Below are 20,345 nucleotides of genomic sequence, written 5' to 3'. Positions count from 1 at the left end.
CCCACGGAAGGAAACCATGCTGCAACGCACCCTGACGGTGGCGCTGGCCGCTGCCGCGCTGTCCGCTGCGCCCGCGCACGCGGAGACGATCGACTACCGGATCGGTCTGGACATGGCCGGCACCTGGAGCGAGACGGTCCGCGCGGACCTCGATCCGGACGACGTCGACCACGACGGCACCGAGGACGTCGCCCAGCGCGACACGACGACGCAGTTCGCGCTGACGGCGGTGATGCCCGGCGTGGCGCTGCGCGACGGTCGCGTGCCCAAGCCGCACCACGACGTCGCGCAGACGACGCTCACCCAACAGACCGCGAGCAGCACGGTCGACTTCTACGGCACGGCCGGAACGTGCTTCCCGCAGTCAGCGGACGCGAGCGGAGGCGGCACGATCGCCTCGGTCGGCGACCGCCTCGTCTTCCGCGCCTCCAGCGACGCCGTGCTCAACATCGAATGCGCGCAGCCGTTCGCGCGCTGGAGCATGGCCGTCGACCTGCTGCGCGTGGCCGCGATCAACGACGTGCCGGCGCTGGGCAGCGCTCCGATCGACGCCGCCTTCACGCTCCCCGCGCGGCGCTTCGGCCACTGGCGGGTGACCGTCCCGGTGGCCGCGTCCGCCACCCAGCGCGCCTTCGAGCGCTGCCCGCGCGAGGACCCCGGGCACACGATCGCGTGCCCGTTCGACTGGAAGGGCACGGTCACGCTGGAGCGGCTGACGCCGGAGATCGGGATGCCCCGCGTGCGCGGCCGCGACGTGATCGTGGACGTGCGCTGCGCGACGGCGTGCGCGCCGGTGGTCAAGGCGGGGGCGCAGACGAAGCGGTTCACGATCGCTCCCGGCGCCAAGCGGCGGCTGACGCTGCGCGCGAGCGCGCGGCGCGTGACCGTGACGGTCGGCGCGACGCGCCGCACGTTCACGGTGAACCGCTCGGTGCGCACGCTGCGACAGGTGAACCGATGAAGCGACTGATCCTCCCCGCCCTGCTCCTCGCGGCCCTGCCGGGCAGCGCGCACGCCGCGACCGGCTCTCTGGCCTACGTCAAGGACGGCGACGTCCACGTCTCCGCGCCCGACGGCGGCCACGCCACCCGGATCACCACCGACGGCGGCTACGCCTGGCCGAGCCAGGCCGACGACGGCACGCTCGTCGCCGTCCGCCAGACCGCCGAGAACGGCCGCACGCCGCGTCGCCTGCACCGCTTCCACCGTGACGGCACGCGGATCGGCGCGCCGCTGGAGACGGTCAAGGTCGACAACCGCAACTTCGTCGGCCCGCTGCAGCCGCAGGTGTCGCCCGACGGAACGAAGATCGCCTACCACTTCTTCAACACCGGTGTCCTGAGCGACCGTGAGCGGACCACCGTCGCCTACACGAGCGTCGAGCAAGGCAGCGAGCCCGGCGTCTTCGCCGACGCGCTCGGCGGTTACCTGACCCCGTCGTGGACGGCGGACGGTCGCGTGCTCGTCTTCTACGGCGCGCAGCGCACCTCGCACGTCGGCATCGACACCGTCGGCGCCGGCTACCAGGACTGGTTCGGCGATCCCGCCGTCACGACGCTGCTCACGGATGGCGAGCTCACGCGCGCCGGTGACAAGCTCGTCGCGGTCGGCGACCAGAACGACCTGCGGTTCTACGACGCCGGCGCCCAGCTCCGTTGCGTGCTGACCGGCTTCAACGGGAACGTCAACGACCCCACGTGGGCCCCCGACGGCAGCGCGCTCGCGTGGGAGGAGGCGGACGGGATCCACGTCGCCCAGCTCGGCGACATCAGCGCCTGCGCGAGCGCCGCCCGCCCGCTCGTCCTCCCCGGCGCGACGGACCCCGACTGGGGACCGGCAGCCGCTCCGGTGCCGCCGACGGAGCCGTCCGGCCCGGTGCAGACCGCACCCGCCACACTGCGCGTCGACCTGTCCGGCTGGCGCGGAAGCGTGCGCCGCGGCCCGTCGGTCCGCGCCCGGTGCTCGTCGGCGTGCGCGCTCACGGCGCGGCTGACGCTCACGGCCAAGACCGCGCGGCGGCACAAGCTCCCGCGCACGCTGGCCAGGACGACGGCACACAAGGCGGGCACGCTGAAGTTCCGCGTGAGCCGCAAGGCGCGCGGCGTCACGGCCACGCTCACCGTGGTGGCGACCAGCGGCGACCAGCGCGTGACGAGCGTCCGTCGCGTGCGCCTGACGCGCTGACACATCGCTGACACTCCGTCAAGGCGTGCATCGGGCGGCCGACCACATGGGTTGTGCCGTTCCTCCGCCGTGCCCTCCTGCCTGCGCTCGTCCTCGGGCTGCTCGCTCCCGCGAGCGCCCACGCCGCCACCGTGACCCTCTCCGGCGGCGTCGTGATCGTCACCGCCGCCCCGGGTGAGGTGAACCGGATCACGGTCACGCCCGGCTCGGGCACCGTCGAGGTGCGCGACACGAGCGCGGCGATGACCGCGGGCAGCGGCTGCACGCTGCCGCAGGCCGGCCGCGTCACGTGCGCGGCCACGATCACGCGCGCCGAGGTCGACCTCGGCGACGGCGACGACACCTTCACGCTCGCCGGCACCACGCCCGCCACGGTCAGCGACGGGCCGGGCCGCGACACGGTCAGCGGCGGCAGCGGGGACGACGTGTTCCTCGCGGGGGCGGGCAACGACGCCTACACGGGCGGCAACGGCAGCGACCGCGTCGACTTCTCCGCACGCACCGCGCCGGTCGTCGCCGACCTCGCCGCCGGCAGCGTGGAAGGCGACACGTTCACCACGGTCGAGGCGCTGATCGGCGGCTCGGACGACGACGACCTCACCGGCAACAGCGGTGCGAACACGCTCGACGGCGGTCCCGGCGACGACGTGCTCGACGGCGCGGGCGGCGCGGACGTCCTCGAGGGCGGCGCGGGCTTCGACACGGCCGACTACGCGTCCCGCACGGTCGCGATCACCGCGGACGCCGACGGCGTCAATGACGACGGCGCGAGCAACGAGCGCGACGACGTGCGCCCGAGCGTCGAGCGCATCCTCGGCGGCAGCGCGGGCGACACGCTGACCGGCACGAGCCTCGCCGGCAACGGCGGCAACGACCGCCTGACGGGCACCATCGGCGACGACGCGCTCACCGGCGGAACCGGCGACGACACGCTGACCGGCGCGGCCGGCGACGACACGCTCGACGCCGGCGACGGCAACGACACCCTGACCGGCGGCGACGGCCACGACCTCCTCACCGCGGGGTCCGGCACCGACAAGGCCTACGGCGACGCGGGCGACGACCAGCTCGCGGGCGGCGACGGCGCCGACACGCTCGAGGGCGGCACCGGCGACGACACGCTCGACGGCGGCGCGGCCAACGACACGCTCAAGGGCGGCGACGGCCAGGACGCGCTGCGCGGCGGCGCGGGCGACGACCAGGCGTGGGGCGGCTCCGGCGACGACACGCTCACGCTCGACGACGGCAACGACAAGGGCCGCGGCGAGGACGGCAACGACCGCGTCGAGACGGGCGCCGGCCGCGACGAGCTCGACGGCGGCACGGGCAACGACGCCCTCGACGGCGGCAACGACAACGACACGCTCACCGGCGGCGACGGGGACGACACGCTCGCGGCCGGGGACGGAGCCGACGCCCTGTACGGCGGCGACGGGAACGATGCCCTCGACGGCGCGACGGGCGACGACAAGCTCGAAGGCGGCAACGGCCACGACGCGCTCACGGGTGGCGACGGCGACGACAGCCTCACGGGCAACGACGGCAACGACATCCTGGACGGCGGCAACGGCGCGAACAAGCTCGACGGTGGCAACGGGGACGACACGCTCACCGCGGGCGCGGGCAACGACTCGCTCAAGGGCAGCGTCGGCAACGACACGCTCACGGGCGGCGCGGGCAACGACACGCTCCAGGGCGACCAGGGTGACGACCGCCTCGACGCCGGCGCCGGCGACGATCGCGCGTATGGCGGCGACGGCGCCGATCAGGTCAGCGGCGGCGAGGGCAACGACGACGTCCGCGGCGACAACGGTCCCGACCGCCTCAACGGGGACGGCGGCAACGACACGCTCAGCGGTGGCAACGACGACGACGTGCTGGTCGGCGGCGCCGGCGCCGACAAGCTGCAGGGCGACAACGGCCGCGACACCGCGGACTACGCCGCGCGGACGAACCCGCTGACGATCACGCTTGACGACGTGCCCGACGACGGCGAGCTCGGCGAGGGCGACCTGGTCCTGACCGAGTCCGTGATCGGCGGCGCGGGCAACGACAAGCTCACGGGCGGCAACGCCCCCGAGCAGCTGTACGGGGAAGGCGGCGACGACACCATCCGCGGCGGGGACGGCAACGACACGATCTCCGGCGGCGAGGGCAAGGACCGGCTGTGGGGCAACAACGGCGTCGACGCCGTCGACGGCGGCAACGGCAACGACCGCCTCGACGCGCGTGACGGGCTCGCCGAGATCCTGCGCTGCGGCACGGGCAAGGACGAGGCGTACGCCGACAAGGCCGACAAGCCGGCCGGCTGCGAGAAGACCCACACGACGAAGGTCAAGACCAAGGGCGAAGCGGCGCCGGTGGCGGTCGAGACCGTCACGGCCACGGCGACCGTCAAGGGCGTCGCGAAGGTCACGAGCAAGGGACGCTTCGTCGGCATCCCCGGCATGCCGGGCGAGCGGATCGACAGCCGCCTGCTGGCCGACATCCGCTACCTCGTGGCCAAGTACAAGGTCCGCATCACCGACGGCTACGCGATGGAGGGCCACGCGGCCGCGGGTGAGCACCCGATCGGCCTCGCGGTCGACATCGTCCCCGGCCCGGGCGGCTCCTGGAACGACATCGACCGTCTCGCCAAGTGGGCCGAGCCCCGGCAGAACCGTCCGCGCGCGCCCTTCCGCTGGGTCGGCTACAACGGCGACGCCAACCACGGGCGCGGCAACCACCTGCACCTGAGCTGGCGGCACACGCCGTCCAAGCGCGGGCAGCCCGCGGCCGCCGTCTGGCGGCTGAACCTGAGCACGCCGAAGCTCGGCCGCGTGGCCTCGCTGGCGTCGCTCGCGAGCCGCAGCAACGCCCGGTTGGGCCGCAAGCCGACGCACCGCTCCGGCCTCCGGTCGCCCACGCCGTGCAGCGGCGCGCAGATCCTCAAGCCGATCTGGCAGCGCGCGGGCCGAGCGTTCGGCATCAAGTGGCAGATCCTCGCGGGCATCACCGAGGTCGAGTCGGCGCACGGGTGCAACATGGGTCCGTCCTCCGCGGGCGCGATCGGCTGGACCCAGTTCATGCCCGCCACCTGGAAGCAGTGGGGGATGGACGCGAGCGGCGACGGGAAGGCCGACCCCTACAACGCGGTCGACGCGATCTACTCCAGCGCCCGCTACCTGCGGGCCTCCGGCGCGCCGAAGTCGTACTACAAGGCCCTGTTCGCGTACAACCACGCTGACTGGTACGTGAAGAAGGTGCAGGCAGCCGCGAAGAAGTATCGGTAGACATACGCGTTGGGGAGGGCAACATCGAGAGAGGAGACCCGTGCGGGACGGCACCAAGCTGAAGATCCTGCAGGCACTGCTGCATCAACCGGGGGTGAGCCGGGCGGACCTGAGTGAACGGGTCGGGCTGTCGCGTGCCACCGTGACGACCCTGCTGCAAGAGCTCGAGCTGGCGGGGATCGTCCAGCGCCAGACGGACGAAGGGCTCGAGCGACGCCGCACGATCGGGCGCCCGCCGCTGCACGTCTCGCTCGCGCCGAGCGCCGCCTACGCGGTCGGCGTCGACCTCGCGGGCGACCACATCCGCGCCGCGGTCTGCGACCTCGGCGGCCGGATCGTGGCCGGCGCCGAGACCGCGGTCGACCCGGACGACGAAGTCGACGCGATGCTCGAGTCCGCCGCCGAGGTGACCCGGATCGCGCTCGCCGAAGCCGCCGTGGATCCGGCGAAGGTGCTCGGCGCGGGCGTCGGCGTCGCCGCGCCCGTGGACGCCGACCGCGGCACCATCCACGCCGCCGGCGTGCTGCCGCGCTGGCGCGAGCTCGGCCTGCGCGAGGCGCTCGAGCGCCGCCTCGGCATGCCCGTCAGGATCGACAATGACGCCAACGCGTGCGCGATCGGCGAGGCGCTGTTCGGCGCCGGCCGCGGCGCGCGCCAGCTCGCCGTCGTGCGGCTCTCGTCGTGCGTCGGCCTCGGTCTGATCCTCGACGAGCGGCCGTTCCGCGGTGCCTGCGGCGTCGCGGGAGAGCTCGGGCACGTGCGCGTCGCGCGCGACGGCCTGATCTGCCGCTGCGGTGGCCGCGGCTGCCTGGAGACCGTCGCCAGCTCGCGCGCGATCCGCCTCCAGCTCGAGCGCAGCGCCGGCGGGCCGGTCACGCTCGAGCAGCTGTTCGCGCTGGTCGCGAGCGGCCAGCGCGCCGCCTGCCGCGCGGTGGCCGACGCGGGGGAGGCCGTCGGCGAGGCGATCGCCACGACCGTCAACCTGCTCAACCCCGAGCGGGTCGTCGTGGGCGGCGAGCTCGCCGCGGCCGGCGACGTGTTGCTGGAGCCGATCCGCAAGGCGATCGCCCGTCAGGCGATCGCGCCGGCGGCCGCCGTCGTCAAGGTCGTCCCGGGTGAGCTGGGCGACCGCGCGGCCGTGCTCGGTGCCGCGGCGATCCAGCTCGCGCAGGCTCCGTACGCGCTCGCCGAGGTGGAGCCGCTGGCGACCGCGTGAGCAACGCCGCAACGTCGCGGCCGGTCGCGGGTTGAGGTGGGCAGTGCGCTTCCTTCGGCTCCTGATCCTCCTGGTCGCGGCGTTCGCGCTCGTCGTCGGCGACGCCCGCACGGCGGTCGCGCCCGACGCGCTGCCCGACGCCGTGGCGCCCTTCACCGTCAGCTTCGCCAGCCAGGCGGGCGAGGCCGGCGGCGTGGTCGTCACCCAGATCACGCTCGACGGCGTCGCGGCCGGCGAACGCGTCGGCTTCACCTGCCAGGGCTGCCTCGGGCAGACCTCGGTGGACGCCGTCGCCACCGCCACGCGGCACGTGTTCCGCCCCAAGCTGCGGCTCAAGGCCCGCGCGCGCCTGCAGGTGCGCGCGCTCGCCCGCAACTTCGGTCGCACGAGCGAGCACCGGGTGGTGCGCGGCCGGCTGCAGGGCGGTGCGCAGCGCTGCCTGAGCGTGGCCGACAACCGCGGCGTGCGCTGCTCGGCGACCCGCGCCCAGCGTCCGTGGGCGACGATGAACGTCTGCACCGCCGCGCGCGTCGGCATCCGCGCGGCGAGCCCGGGCGGCGGGTCGCGCCGGCAGACGGTGGCCGCTCGGTTCCGGCTGCAGTACGCCGACCCGTCCGGCCGCTGGCTGGACGTCCCGAACGGCACGTCGCCGTGGATGACGCTCGGTGCCGCGCACCGCTCGTTCGAAGGCGGCTACACGTTCCAGTTCACGGGCGTGAAAGGCCGCACGTTCCGCGGGCTCGCCGAGTTCGAATGGCGTCGCGGCGGCCGGGTCGAGCGGCGGGAGAAGCGGTTCACGTCGCCGGGGCGCACCGTCGCGTCGGGCGGCTCGTCGTCGGTCTGCGCGCTGCCGTGAAGGAGTGATCCGGTTCACCCTCCGGAGCGATAGGACGGGGGAGAGGACGCGGGCAACATGTGGCCTACAAGCGAGGGCTGACCACCTCGCAGAGCACAAAAGCCACCGGGCAGTCCCTTCCCCCTCCCCGACACCCGCCGGCCCCTCTCTTCGGCCGTCGCGCCTGACCAGCGCGGCGGCCGTTCCTCTTTAAACGCCGAAGCGGCCGCCCCGGGGAGTCCCAGGACGGCCGCTCGGAGTCAACGAGGGGCTACTTCGTCGAGACCTTCACGGCCTTGCCCAGCGGCACGACCGTCTTGCCCTTGGCCTTGCCCACGGCGTACGTGACCTCGACCTTGGCGTTCTTCTTGACCTTGCCCTTGAGCGAGACCTTGACCTTGCCCTTGCCGGACACGGTCTTGGACTTCGCCTTCGAGCCGACGACGCGAGCCGACGCCTTGGTGGAGGCGTTGACCGCGTTGTCCGTGGAGATCGTGCACGTGACGGAGTTGCCCGCCGAGTTCGTCGTGCACGTGATCTTCACCGTCGGCGCGGGACCGGCGGGACCCTGCGGGCCCGCGGGACCCGTGGGGCCGGCCGGGCCGGTCGGACCCGTGGGGCCGGTGGCGCCCGTCGGGCCGCTCGGACCCGTCGGGCCACCGGGGCCGGTCGGACCCGTGGGACCGCTCGGACCCTGCGGGCCGGTCGGGCCGGTCGGGCCCTGCGGACCCGTCGGGCCGGTCGGGCCGGCGGGGCCGCCGTTCATCGTCACGGTCTTGCCGTCCGAGGTGGAGTCGGCGTCGCCCGCGGCGTTGGTCGACGTGACCTTGCAGGCGATCTCCTCGCCCACGTCGGCCGACGTGGCCGTGTAGGTCGCGGCGGTCTGGCCCGAGATGGCCTTGCCGTCACGCAGCCACGCGTAGGTGAGCGTGCCGGCGCCGGTGAAGCCCGACGGCACGCAGGTGAGCGTCTGGCCGACGACCGGCGAGCCGGTGACGGTGGTGACGCCGGTGGGCAGCGGGGCCTCGGCGATGCCGGAGCCCGCGACGACCTTGATCGCACGCGACGAGGTCGTGACGTTGCCGGCCTTGTCCTCGACGGCGACCGAGAGGGTCTTGGTCGTGCCGACGTCGGACGCGGACGGCTGCCAGCGGAGCTGGAACGGGAACGACACCTTCGTGCGGACCGGCGTCCCGTCGACGCTCAGGCGGACCTCCTTGAGGTCGCCGCGCTCGTCGACGGCCTCGACCTCGATCTCGACCGGGTCGGCGACGCTGACCTCGGCGTTCTCGGCCGGGCGCAGCCAGCTCACCGTCGGCGCCGTGGTGTCGGCGGTCGCCGGCAGCAGGTAGCCGAGGGCACGGCGGACGATCTCGGTGCGGGTCGTGGCGTCGACCTGCTCGAGGCCGAAGCCGATGGAGACCGAGTCACGCGTGGACAGGATCGCGCCGCCGTTGGCGGTCGTCTGGCCCGTGTAGTCGGCCTCGATCCGCTCCTGGCGGAACGGGCGCTGCGCCGACACGCTGCTGAAGTTGCGCAGGCGGGTCGGGGACTTCAGGCGCGGCTCCGGCATGCCGGTCGTCGCGTTCTGCGTCGGCTCGAGCGTGTCGCCCGACCCGATCCAGCTGTCGACCGCGAACGGGTTCATGCCCGCGAGGAAGCTGCCCGCGGCGGGCGTGACCGTGACGCCGTTGAACGTCGTCGTGCCCACGCCGCCGACACGACCCGCGACGCCGAGCCAGTACTGGCCCCAGTCGTTGGAGATGTCGAGCTCGCGGAAGAACGCCGTGTGCGGGCGGTCGTCGTCGCCGGCCTGGTCGGCCGGGTAGTCGAAGCCGTACACGGGCTCCTGCCACCAGGTGTAGCCGGAGTAGGTGGTGAGCGACGTGCTCGTGCTGGTCTGCTGGACCCAGCCGTTGCGGCCGGTGAACATGACCTTGCCGCCGTCGTTCATGTAGTTGCGCAGCATCTGCGCGTTGCGCACGCCGTACGTCGGCAGGTGCGTCGAGCCGGTGAGGCTGAACGTGCCGTTCGCGCCGATGGTGTTGCCGCGACGGTAGTTCGTGGTGTCGACGCCCTCGCCCACCTGCTGCGGCAGGAGGTCGTCACCCGTGTAGTACAGGACGGCGTCGAAGTGGTTCAGGACGCCGAGGTCCGACAGCTGCTTGTTGGCCTTGCCGTCGGCGCCGACCGGCGGCGCGTCGACGTCGAACGTCTCGACGCTGTAGCCGGCGGCCGTGAGGGCCGCGACGTGCTCGTCGAGGTAGCGCGGCGCCGTGGCGTACGCCTCCTTGTTGGGCGAGAGGCCCGTGTAGTCCTCGGCCGCGACGACCAGCACGCGCTTGCCCGCGCTGTTGGCCGGGCGCGTGGACTGCACGCGGTAGGAGAACCGCTGCTGCTGGGAGCCCGCGATCACGCGGACGTTGACCACGTCACCCGCGACGAGCGGGCGCGGGGTCTGGGCGACGCCGGGCTGGACGAAGTCCGCCGGGATCGTCGCGCGGACACGCTGGTAGTACTTGCCGCGCAGGTCGCCGAAGCGCTCGCCGCCCTTCCAGGACTGGCCGCGCAGCGTGAGCGTGCGGGACGCACCGCCCGGGCCGGTGGGCACCTGGACGACGAAGTCGACCGGGCCGAGGATCTTGCGGGACGTCGCCTCGAGCGTCTGCTCGGCGCCGTAGGAGACGTTGAAGCGGTTCGGCTCGATGTCCGGCGAGCCCTTCACCTGATACTGCGTCTCGTCGTCGGTGGCGTTGCGCGGGCGGTCGGGCCGGTCACGGTCGAGCGTGGTGGCCGCGACGTTGCGCGCGAAGTCGAGGTTCTTCTCGAAGACGGCCTCGACCTTGCCCTCGTCGTCCGGGAACGTGAAGCCCGAGCCGCCGGAGCAGAACGTGCCGCCGGCCGCCGTCTCGCACTCGTCGAGCTCGGGCGTCCAGGACATCGACCCGTACTTGTTGTACGCGTGGTCGGTCGTCTCGCCGTTGGTGATGTACAGGTCGGAGCTGCGCTGCGAGATGTACGGGTCCACGGCGGCGTCGCCGTCGGTGCCGGTGATCGCCTTGAACCACGGGTCGTCGTCGGAGGAGACGTCCGTGATGTAGCCGAACGCGTACAGCAGCAGCTGCGCGGCCGAGTGGTAGTTGATGACCGCTTCAGGCGTGATCTTGCGCAGGAGGCGGTCGTACGCGAGGTCCTCGGGCTCCGAGTGCGGGAACGGACCGCGGTACGTGCCGCTGGAGAACGTGTTCGACGCGCCCTCCTCGTCCAGGTTCCAGTTCGACGAGTAGTTGCGGTTCGGGTCGACGCCGTCCTGGCCGTCGCCGAACGTGCCGTTGCCGTCGTTGTCGCGCAGGGTCTTGCGCCACAGGCGGTTGGTCGGCTTGCGCTTGGTCGTGTCCGGCTGCGCCGCGTTCGGCGCGAGGATCGTGCCGGCGGCGTTCTTGTAGACGTACGTGCCGCGCAGCGGGTCGGCCGGGTCGGTCACCAGCGTCGCGCCGCACATCTCGTTGGCGGCGGCGCGGAAGCCGGTGCCGCAGGTGAACGTGTACTCGTAGCCGTCCGGGTTCTGGATCGGCAGGAACCACAGCTCGGCGCGGCCGAGCAGGTCGGAGATCTCCGGGTCGTCGGCGTGCTCGATCCACCACGACGGCATGCGGCGGCCGACCTCGGCCGCGATCCACTCACGCGCATGGTTGACGGCGGAGAACAGCATCGCCGGGCGCTCGCCGTCGGCGACGTTGCGCGCGTTCTTCGTCACCTTGAGGGCGACGATGTCCTGGCCCTGGCCGGACTTGCCGATGACCACGTACTTGACGAGGTCCGGGTTCGCGAACGCGATCGACTTCATCTCGTCCTTGATGCCGCCCGGCTCGGCGTACGAGCGGTAGACGTCATAGAACGGGTTGGGCGAGTCGCCGCCCGTCTCGGGCTTGTCGGCCGCGGGGGCGGCGCTGCGGCTCTTGGCCGCGGCGGCCGCGATCCGCTGCTCGATCTGCGCCTCGGATACGTGCGGGCCGGGCGTGACCTCTTCGAGCGCAAGACCCTTGGAGCGGGCGACCTTCGCCTGCCCGTCTTCGAGGTCGACGAAGATCGTCTGCCCGGCGGGGCCGTTGGCCTTGTAGCCGGTGTGGCCCATGTCGACACCGAGGTCGCCGAGCGCGCCAGCGCCATCGGCATCCACGGTGACGCGGTACATCTTCAGCGCATCTGCCTGTGCGATGCCCGGCGCCCCCAGCGCCAGCGCAGCCGCCAGGACAGGCACGGTCCATCGACCGTGTCGTCGCATGTACAGCCCTCCACTGCTCGGTTTTCCTCCGTCCCTCAACGGAGGCCCGCGTGAGAGTGAACTGAAGCCCACCCGGCCCTGCAAGGGGGGTGGGCGGAAGTGCGACAGCTCAGGCGCTGAGGTCTCTCAACACCCCGCTACTTGATGCGGAACGAGCGGACCGGGCTCTCGACGTTGCAGTCCTCGGTGCCGCCGCTGCAGTCGATCGCGTACGCCTGCCAGTAGTACTTGCCGGGCCGGTTGAGGAAGTAGTCCGAGAGCGCCGGGTACTTGTCGGTCTTCTTGGAGTACGAGCCGCCGCTGCCCTTCATCTCGCGCATGTAGGCCTTGCCGTCGAGGATGCCGGTGTCGTCGAGCTTCTTGGACTTGGACACCACCAGGAAGACGCCCGAGGCCTCCGACGACGTGTCCAGCTTGGCCTTGAACGTGAAGGCGACGCCGCGCTTGAGCGCCTTGCCGTTGGACGGCGCGCTGAGGGTGGGCGCGCTCTGGGCGGACGCGGCCGGGGCGGCGATGAGCGTCGCGGCGGTGGCGATGACGAGCATGCGGGAGAGTCGGGTCACGCGGCGGAACCTAATCGGCCCTGAGCGGCCCGGTCAATCGGGTCGCGACCCTGAGATTTGCGGGAACAACTCCTTCACAACGGGCCAGATTCCCGCGCATAGGGTCGGCAGCATGACCATTCGGCGTGTGCTCGCCGCTGTCGTCGGGGCGGCCGCGCTGGCCGCTCCCGCGAACGCGATCGCGGCGGTTGACCTCTCCACCTACACGCGCATCGGGCGCTACGACCTGCCCGAGCCCACGCGCACCACCCCTCCGGCCGGCAGCCTGCTCGCCAAGGAGGTGTCGGCCGTCACCTACGACCCGGACACGGACTCGCTGTTCGTCGTCGGCGACGAGAGCACCTCGATCGTGCAGGTGAGCAAGACCGGCCAGCTGATCGACTCGATGACGCTGGCCCCGGGCGCCTTCGACGACGTCGAGGGGCTGACGTACGTGGGCGGTGGCCAGTTCGTGCTCGCCGAGGAGCGCGAGCGCCGGCTCGTGCGCTTCACGTACGCGGCGGGCACGACGCTCACGCGCGCGCAGACGCAGGGCGTCAAGCTCGGCACGACGATCGGCAACGAGGGGTTCGAGGGCCTCTCGAGCGATCCGTTCTCCGGCGGCTACGTCGTCGTCAAGGAGCTCAACCCGATCGGCGTGTTCCAGACGACGGTGGACTGGGCCGCGGGGACGGCCACCGTGGGCTCCCCCGAGGCCGTCGACGTCCCCAGCCTGTTCGACACGACGGCGCTGGGCGTCTCGGACGTCGCGGACGTGTTCGCGCAGGCCGACGGCTCGCTGCTCCTGCTCAGCCAGGAGAGCGGGAAGCTGCTGAACGTCACGCGCGCGGGCACGGTCACGAGCTCGTTGACGGTCGGCAGCGCTGACGAGGGGCACGAGGGCGTGACCATGGACCGCGCCGGCCGCATCTACGTCACCAACGAGAACGGCGGCGGCGACGTCGACCATCCGCAGCTGTGGGTGTACGCGCCCGCGAGCGGCCCGAACGCCGCGCCGACCGGCGTGGCGCTGACCAACGCCGTGACGTCGGTGTCGAGCACCGCGACGCGCGTGAAGATCGCCGACGTGTCCGTCTCCGACGACGGCCAGGGCACCAACACGCTGGCGGTGGCCGGCGCCGACGCGGCGTTCTTCGAGCTCGACGGCACCGCCCTGTACCTGAAGGCCGGCGCCCCGCTGGACCGCGTGAGCATCAGCGTGGCGGTGACCGTCGACGACGTCTCCGTGGGCGCGACGCCGGACGCGACGAGCGCGACGCTGACGGTGAGCGTGTCCACGATCGCGGTGACCGAGGCGTCGCCGTGGAGCTCGGGCAACAGCCCGTACCGCGCCGACTGGTTCGAGGTGACCAACCGCGGTACGACGGCCGTGGACGTCAGCGGCTGGAAGGTCGACGACAGCTCCAACGCGTTCGCCTCGGCGCTCGCGCTGAACGGCGTCACGTCGATCGCGCCGGGTGAGTCGGTCCTGTTCGTCGAGGGCACGGCCGCCACGGCGGCGGCGCTGCGCGCCTCCTGGCAGCTCGGCCCGGAGATCAAGATCGGCTTCTACAGCGGCTCGGGCATCGGCCTGTCGACGGACGGCGACGCCGTCAACGTGTTCGACGCCTCGGGCACGCGCGTGAGCGGCTTCAGCTTCGGCCCCGCCGTGACCGGGTTCACGTTCGAGAACGTCGACGGCGTCAAGCTCAGCGTGGCCGGTGTCAACGGCGCGTGGACGGTGGCGGGCGAGACCGGCTCGCCGGGCCGGATCGCCGCGCCGTACCGCGAGGCGACCACGCCGGGCGTGGTCTCCGGCACCGTGCCGCCGCAGCTCGGCCTGACGCTCGGCCTGCCGGCCGTGTTCGCGCCGTTCGTCGCCGGCGTGGCGCAGGACTACCTCGCCACCACGACCGCGACCGTCACCTCCACCGCGGGTGACGCGGCGCTGTCCGTGGCCGACACCGCGACCACCGCGCCGGGCCGGCTCGTCAACGGCTCCTACACGCTCGCCCAGCCGCTGCAGGTCCGCGCGGGCGACGGCACGTACGCGCCCGTCACGTCCACGCCGACGACGCTGCGCACGTACGCGGCGCCCGTCTCCCGCGACGAGGTCACGCTCGGCCTCAAGCAGGCGATCGGGGAGAAGGAGCCGCTGCGCACCGGCACCTACGCGAAGACGGTGACCTTCACGCTGTCGACGACGAACCCATGAGCGCGAGGGGGCGGCTCCGGGACATCCCGGAGCCGCCTCCGGGCGATTCCCCCTTACATCGTCGCGGTCGCCTCGCCAGGCTGGAGGCGTGACGACGAAGTTGATCTGGACGGCGCCGGCGACCCCGGTGCGGGACGTGCGCGCGCGGGTGGCGCTGGTCGTGGGAGTCGGGCTCGCGATCGGCTGCCTGACGTCCTTCGGGCAGGCGCACCTCGACGGGGCGTGGAACGCCTTGGTCAACTCCGTCGGGGCGTGGCTGGTGGCGCCGTTCTTCCTCGGGGCGTTGATGCGCACCGCCCGCGGGGCGGGCGCGGCAGGGCTGGCCGCGTGTGCGCTGCAGGTCGTCGGCTACTACGTGACCGCGGAGCTGCGCGGCTTCTCCGCCGGCGCGTCGTTCGTCGTCTTCTGGACAGCGTGCGCCGCCGTCGGCGGACCGCTTCTCGGGCTCGCCGGTCACCACTGGCGGGCTCGACCGGACGGGCTGGGAGCGACCCTGCTGCCCGCCGTCTTCTTCGCCGAAGGCCTCTGGACCTACGCGCACGAGCTCGGCTACTACGACACGGCGGCGCTATGGCTCGCGATCGGCGCGCTGCTCGCCGTCGGGCTCAGCCGCCGGGCCTACCGGTGGTTCGCGCTCACCGTCCCGCTCGGGCTGGCCGGCGCGATGCTGGTGACGCTGGTCTACAGCCAGGCGTTCTGAACGCCTTTAACGAACTCGGCCCCGCTGGTCAGGCGGGGCCGATGATTTCGTTTCGCGTCTTCAGGCCGGCGTCGTCTTGAGAGCGAGTGCGTTCCTGGGGAGGAGAGGGGCGCGCGCTGGACGACTGGAGGAGGAGAGAGAGGAGGGTCCTGGGTCTTCGGTCTGGAGAGTGTCTGTTGACACTGGGAACTCTGCCAGCGGGGACGGGTCGGTTCCGGGGAGCAGGCTGGCGTCTGCAGGTGTGGCTGGTCGTGCCTACCGGGTGAGGCAAACCGCACCCTGCGAGTCCGGCCGACGCGCTGAGGTAAAGCGGGTGCGCCGCTCAGCAGCCGCACGTGCCTGCGGTCCGCACGTAGCGGCCGAGCACCTGATCGATCGGGAGCGCGCCCCAGAAGCGGCTGTCGTCGGAGCCGCCGCGGTTGTCACCGGCGACGTAGACGTGGCCCTCGGGCACCGTGATCGTGCGCGGGAACGAGCACGCGTCGACGTCGCTGCAGCTACGGACGAGCTTGCGGGTCTCGAGCGTGCCGTTGCGCACGACGCGCCCGCGCCGGAAGCTGATCCGATCCCCGCCGACGGCGACGACGCGATCCACGAACCGCACCGACGTGTCCGGGCCGCCGTACGGCTTCGTGCACGCGGCACGCGGCTTGGGCCGGTTCCCGCACCGCTCCTCGGCGGCACCGACCGGGGGATGGAGCAGGACGATGTCCCCGACCTTCGGCTCCTGGTTCGCGTATGCGGCCAGGTCGAACTCCACCCGCTGGTTGACCTCCAGCCGTGGGGACATGTTCGTGCTCTTGATGACGAAGCGCTCCGTCGACGAGGCGGGGGTGAGCGCCGTGGCGGCGGCGAGCGAGAGCGCAAGCAGCATCGATCGCTGTTGGTACCCGGATCGTGGATCGCCGAGACCGTGGCTACCGTCTTCGCATGGTCACGGTGATCGAGGCGCAGGCCCCCGGCACGCTGGCGTTCGCCATCTCGGGCCGGCTGACCCACGCGGACTTCCGCGAGACGCTGCTGCCGCCGATCGCGGAGACGATCGCGCGGGGCGGGCCGATCCGCGCCCTCGCCATCATCCAGGACTTCGAGGGCGTCGAGCCCGGGCCGCTGCTGAACGAGCTCAAGTCGGCCGCGCGGCTCGGCTCCAAGCAGCGGTCGGTCGAGTCCTTCTTCGCGGTCGTCACCGACATCGACTGGCTGCGCCGCTCGATCCCGCTGTTCGGCTGGCTCGTCCCCGGCACGATCCGCGTCTTCTCGACCACGGACCGCGCTGAGGCCGAGGCGTGGCTGGCGCGTCAGACCGGGCAGCGCGACGCCCTGTGACCTTCGACGCGTGGGCGGAGGCGTGCGCCGACCGCACCGCGCTGCGGGTGTGCGGGGGATGCCGGCGGGGCTGCGACCACGCGTCGACGGCGCTGCTCGGATGCGCCTCGAGCGGTTCGTCAGCTTCGACCACCGGCGCGGGCACTTCGCCGTCTGGCTGTACGTGGTCCCGGGCGAGCACGGGCTCGGCGCGGGTGCGCGTGGGGCCAACCACGGCGCAGCGATCGTCAACTGGTCGCGCGAGGTCGTTCCCCGAGCCGAGCTGCACGACTGGTTCGCCGGGCTGGTCCTCGACGGGCTGCGGCAGGCCGGGTTCTGCTAGCGGAACGAACTCGGCCCCGCTGGTCAGGCGGGGCCGATGATTTCGTTTCGCGTCTTCAGGCCGGCGTCGTCTTGAGAGCGAGTGCGTTCCTGGGGAGGAGAGGGGCGCGCGCTGGACGACTGGAGGAGGAGAGAGAGGAGGGTCCTGGGTCTTCGGTCTGGAGAGTGTCTGTTGACACTGAGAACTCTGCCAGCGGGGACGGGTCGGTTCCGGGGAGCAGGCTGGCGTCTGCAGGTGTGGCTGGTCGTGCCCGCCAGGTGGTGCCAGCCACACCCCCGCCCGCGCTCGCCTCGCGCGGGTGAGGCGACCTCACCCGCGGAGCGCGCACGCTTGACCGATGCGGCTCCTGGTCGCCGGGCTTCTCGGATGCGCGCTGCTCGCCGCTCCCGCCGCCGCACGCGCGGACTGTGGTGTGAGCGGGCCTTCCCGCGCCCAGGCATGGCGCGCCGAGCTGCTCGCGCGCACACCCGTCAGCGCGCACCCCGGCGGCCCGGTTCGCGGCTCGCTCGCGCCGGATCGTGTCGGCGCGCTCCTGGTGCTCGCCGTCGCGCGCGACGCGGGCGGCCGCTGCTGGCTGCGGGTCCGGCTGCCGGCCCGCCCGAACGACGCCGCCGGCTGGATCGCGGCGGACCGCGTGACGGTGTCCCCGACGCCGTGGCGGATCGAGATCGGTTTGCGGCAGCGGACGGTCACGCTCCTGCGCGCGGGCAAGCCCGTCCGGCGCTACCGGGCGGTGGTGGGGGCATCCGGCACGCCGACGCCGCGCGGGCTGTTCGCGTTCACCGACGCCTACCGCGGGCGCGACTCGGACTTCCTCGGCCGCTGGGTGCTCTCGCTCACGGCGCACAGCGACGTGCTCGAGCGCTTCGACGGCGGTGACGGACGGGTGGCGGTGCACGGCCGCGGCGGCGCGAGCCTGCGCGACCCGCTCGGTGGCGCGGCCAGCCACGGCTGCGTGCGCCTCTCGAACCCGGCGATCAGCGGGATCGTCCGGCGTATCGGCGCCGCCGCGGTTCCGGGGACGCCCGTCCGACTCACCCACTCCGGATGAGGCGGAACGTCGCCCAGACTTGCGAGGCTCGCGCGATGGCGGCACGGGCAGTGGTGGCAGCGATCCTCGCGCTCGCAGCGGCACCCGCCGCGAACGCGTCGATCGTGCCCTCTGGGCCCACGCCACTGGCGGGGAGCACGTTCCAGGGCGGGGACGGCGATCAGGACGACACCGACCGGTACGTCGACTGGCAGGGCCTCCATGCGGCGGGGCGCGTCGTGCACAACGCGGATCCCAACGCGCAGGACACCATCTTCACCGGCGGATCGAAGGTCCTCGAGCCGGGGGAGTGGGGCCTCACCACGACGTCGGGCGGCGCGTCGCCCGGCAAGGACAACATCCTCGACGCGTGGTCGGCCGTGGACCAGCCGGCGGCCAAGACGTTCCTGTACCTCGGGTTCGCACGCTCGGACGCGACCGGGACCGCGGCGATCACCTTCGAGCTCAACCGCGACACGCGGCTGTGGGACAACGGGCGCGCGCGGATCCCGTGCCGGACGACCGGCGACCTGCTGCTGTCGACGCTGCCGCACGGCAACGCGATCGAGCTCGCGCTCTTCCGCTGGAAGACCACCCAGGCCGACGCCGCCACGGGCTGCGCGCGGCGCGGCACGGTCGAGCGGATGACCGACATCCCCGCCGGCACCGCGCAGGGCGCGGTCAACCCGGCACAGATCACCAGCCGCTTGCCGGGCGCGTACGCCCCGGGCTCGCCGATCACCCCGTTCGCGTTCAGCGAGTCCGCGCTCGACCTCGGGCGGCTGATCGACGCGGCGTTCGGTGACTCTTGCCTCGCGTTCGGCTCGATCTGGATGCACTCGCGATCGTCGGTGTCGGAGACGTCGAACCTCAACGACTACGTCGCGCCGCGACGGGTCAGCGTCCGCACGTGCTCAGCCTCCGGCACGAAGTTCTTCGACCTCGACGCCGACGGCGTGCGCGACGCGGGTGAGCCCGGGCTGCCGCGGTTCCTGGTCTGGGCCGATTACGACGACGACGGCGTGCGCGACCCGGACGAGCCCTTCTCGGTCACCGACGAGGACGGCGAGTACGTGATCGACGACATCACGCGGCCGTACCGCCTGCGCGAGACGCTCGCGACCAGCGACCGTCGTCGTTCGACGCCCATCGGCTGGACGTGCTCGTTCCCCAACGCGAGCACGGTCGGCGGCTTCGCCGACGGGCCGGGCGGGATCTTCGCCTGCGGGTGGGGACCGATCGATCCCGAGGCGACGCCGAACGCCGGGGGCCGCGACTTCGGCAACTGGGTGCCCGCGACCCTGACCCTCGAGAAGCAGCTGTGGCCGTCGGACGACCCGGGGCGCTTCGACCTGATCGTCAACGGCGTGACGGCGGTGGCGGCCGCCGGCGACGGTGACACGATCACGCTGGCGCTCCGACCGGGGACGTACGCCGTCCAGGAGTCCGCCGTGGCCGGCACCGACGCCGCGCTGTACACGTCGACCGTGACCTGCCGAGCCGTGACCACCCGGCGCGGCGTCCTGCGCTCGGGCGCCTCATGGACCGGGCTCCGCCTGCGGGCCGGCGACCACGGGCTGTGCACGTTCGTGAACGCACGCGCCGGCGCGCCCGGGATCGCGATCGAGAAGACCGGGCCGGCGCTCGCCCAGGCCGGGGACACGCTCGACTATCGCTTCTACGTCACCAACCCGGGCGACCTGCCGCTCGGCGCGAGCAGCGTCGGCGTCACCGACCCGCGGTGCGACGACCCGCCGCGCCTGACGAGCAAGAACGGCGACCGGTCACCCGGCACGCTCGACCCGGAGGACACGTGGACGTACGCGTGCACGCACGCGACGGCGCCGGCCGGTGACGAGTGCGAGGTGCGCAGCGTCACCAACGACGCGACCGCGTCCGGCTCCACGGGTGAGATCACGGTCACCGACGACGCGTCCGTGACGACCACCGTCGAGTGCCCGGACGTGCCGCCGGAGCCGCCGCTGCCGCCCGACCCGCCGTCGCCTCCGGCGCCGCAGCCGGCGCCCGCCCCGGTTCCGCCGCTCCCCGGCCCGCCGCTCGCGCCGCTGCCTCCGTTCGTGCCGCCGGGGCCGGACGTGCCGGACGCCGGAGCGGGCGGGATCGCCGGCATCGCCGCCAGCAGCGCGCGATGCATCCGGCGCGCGTCCGAGATCCGGCTCACGGGCCAGCGCATGCGCGTGCTCGCCGTGCGGGTCGACGGGCGCCGCATCGCGCTCCGGACCGTCCGCCTCCTGCAGCGCAGCGTGCGCCCGCTGAACCGGATCTTCGCGCCGGGACGTCACGTGCTCACCGTGCGCGTCACCTTCGAGGAAGGCTCGGCGACGGCTCCGGTCACCCTGCGTCGGACGATCGTCGTCTGCGGCCGCGCATCGCAGCGTCCGCGCGTGACAGGGTGAG

14 protein-coding genes are annotated in these 20,345 nt (G+C 72.9%); 11 read left to right on the top strand and 3 right to left on the bottom strand.

Going from position 1 to position 20,345, the window contains the following annotated elements:
• The first annotated feature begins 16 nt into the window (after positions 1-16).
• Genes C8N24_RS00645 through C8N24_RS00625 form a run of 5 tightly spaced genes read left to right on the top strand, consistent with a single transcriptional unit; the run spans position 17 to position 7,528 of the window.
• Entirely contained in the window at positions 17-961 is a 945-nt protein-coding gene (locus C8N24_RS00645) for a hypothetical protein (RefSeq protein WP_121246799.1), read from the top strand.
• Positions 958-2,184, top strand: coding sequence for a TolB family protein (locus C8N24_RS00640; RefSeq protein WP_121246797.1), 1,227 nt, complete (start codon positions 958-960; stop codon positions 2,182-2,184). The genes C8N24_RS00645 and C8N24_RS00640 overlap by 4 nt, the downstream gene beginning before the upstream one ends.
• Before the next feature lie 53 nt (positions 2,185-2,237).
• On the top strand, positions 2,238-5,456 hold the full coding sequence (locus C8N24_RS00635; protein ID WP_121246795.1) for a lytic murein transglycosylase: 3,219 nt from the start codon (positions 2,238-2,240) through the stop codon (positions 5,454-5,456).
• 40 nt (positions 5,457-5,496) lie between these two features.
• Positions 5,497-6,672: an ROK family transcriptional regulator gene (locus tag C8N24_RS00630; protein WP_121246793.1), complete on the top strand. Its 1,176-nt coding sequence runs from the start codon at positions 5,497-5,499 to the stop codon at positions 6,670-6,672.
• Positions 6,673-6,715: 43 nt separating this feature from the next.
• Entirely contained in the window at positions 6,716-7,528 is an 813-nt protein-coding gene (locus C8N24_RS00625) for a hypothetical protein (protein WP_121246791.1), read from the top strand.
• A 250-nt stretch (positions 7,529-7,778) separates the two neighbouring features.
• On the opposite strand, the gene C8N24_RS00620 is transcribed toward C8N24_RS00625, so the two are convergent.
• Both C8N24_RS00620 and C8N24_RS00615 read right to left on the bottom strand, forming a co-directional pair.
• Positions 7,779-11,768 carry a M14 family zinc carboxypeptidase gene (locus tag C8N24_RS00620; RefSeq protein ID WP_170178752.1) on the bottom strand — a complete coding sequence of 1,330 codons (3,990 nt, stop codon included), beginning with the start codon at positions 11,766-11,768 and terminating at the stop codon, positions 7,779-7,781.
• Between the two features lie 161 nt (positions 11,769-11,929).
• Positions 11,930-12,355, bottom strand: a complete 426-nt coding sequence (locus C8N24_RS00615; protein ID WP_147447525.1) for a hypothetical protein — start codon at positions 12,353-12,355, stop codon at positions 11,930-11,932.
• 112 nt (positions 12,356-12,467) lie between these two features.
• Between C8N24_RS00615 and C8N24_RS00610 the strand changes: the two genes are divergently transcribed.
• Both C8N24_RS00610 and C8N24_RS00605 read left to right on the top strand, forming a co-directional pair.
• Positions 12,468-14,549, top strand: a complete 2,082-nt coding sequence (locus tag C8N24_RS00610) for an SdiA-regulated domain-containing protein (RefSeq protein WP_170178751.1) — start codon at positions 12,468-12,470, stop codon at positions 14,547-14,549.
• A gap of 88 nt (positions 14,550-14,637) precedes the next feature.
• Positions 14,638-15,249: a DUF6518 family protein gene (locus tag C8N24_RS00605; protein WP_121246783.1), complete on the top strand. Its 612-nt coding sequence runs from the start codon at positions 14,638-14,640 to the stop codon at positions 15,247-15,249.
• A gap of 322 nt (positions 15,250-15,571) precedes the next feature.
• On the opposite strand, the gene lepB is transcribed toward C8N24_RS00605, so the two are convergent.
• Entirely contained in the window at positions 15,572-16,123 is a 552-nt protein-coding gene (lepB, locus tag C8N24_RS00600; RefSeq protein ID WP_121246781.1) for a signal peptidase I, read from the bottom strand.
• Between the two features lie 56 nt (positions 16,124-16,179).
• Here lepB and C8N24_RS00595 point away from each other — a divergent pair, with 56 nt between their 5' ends.
• The 4 genes from C8N24_RS00595 (at position 16,180) to C8N24_RS00580 (ending at position 20,344) form a co-directional block, all read left to right on the top strand.
• Positions 16,180-16,575 carry a SpoIIAA family protein gene (locus tag C8N24_RS00595; protein WP_121246779.1) on the top strand — a complete coding sequence of 132 codons (396 nt, stop codon included), beginning with the start codon at positions 16,180-16,182 and terminating at the stop codon, positions 16,573-16,575.
• Between the two features lie 100 nt (positions 16,576-16,675).
• A complete protein-coding gene (locus tag C8N24_RS00590; RefSeq protein ID WP_121246777.1) occupies positions 16,676-16,897 on the top strand; it encodes a hypothetical protein in 222 nt (73 codons plus the stop codon).
• A gap of 337 nt (positions 16,898-17,234) precedes the next feature.
• Positions 17,235-17,948, top strand: coding sequence for a L,D-transpeptidase (locus C8N24_RS00585; RefSeq protein WP_121246775.1), 714 nt, complete (start codon positions 17,235-17,237; stop codon positions 17,946-17,948).
• Between the two features lie 35 nt (positions 17,949-17,983).
• Positions 17,984-20,344 carry a DUF7507 domain-containing protein gene (locus tag C8N24_RS00580; RefSeq protein ID WP_147447524.1) on the top strand — a complete coding sequence of 787 codons (2,361 nt, stop codon included), beginning with the start codon at positions 17,984-17,986 and terminating at the stop codon, positions 20,342-20,344.
• Position 20,345: the final 1 nt, after the last annotated feature.

Source organism: Solirubrobacter pauli (assembly GCF_003633755.1).
Classification (GTDB): Bacteria; Actinomycetota; Thermoleophilia; order Solirubrobacterales; family Solirubrobacteraceae; genus Solirubrobacter; species Solirubrobacter pauli.
Note: the sequence above shows the minus strand (reverse complement) of the source record. Positions and strands in the feature narration are given on the sequence as shown.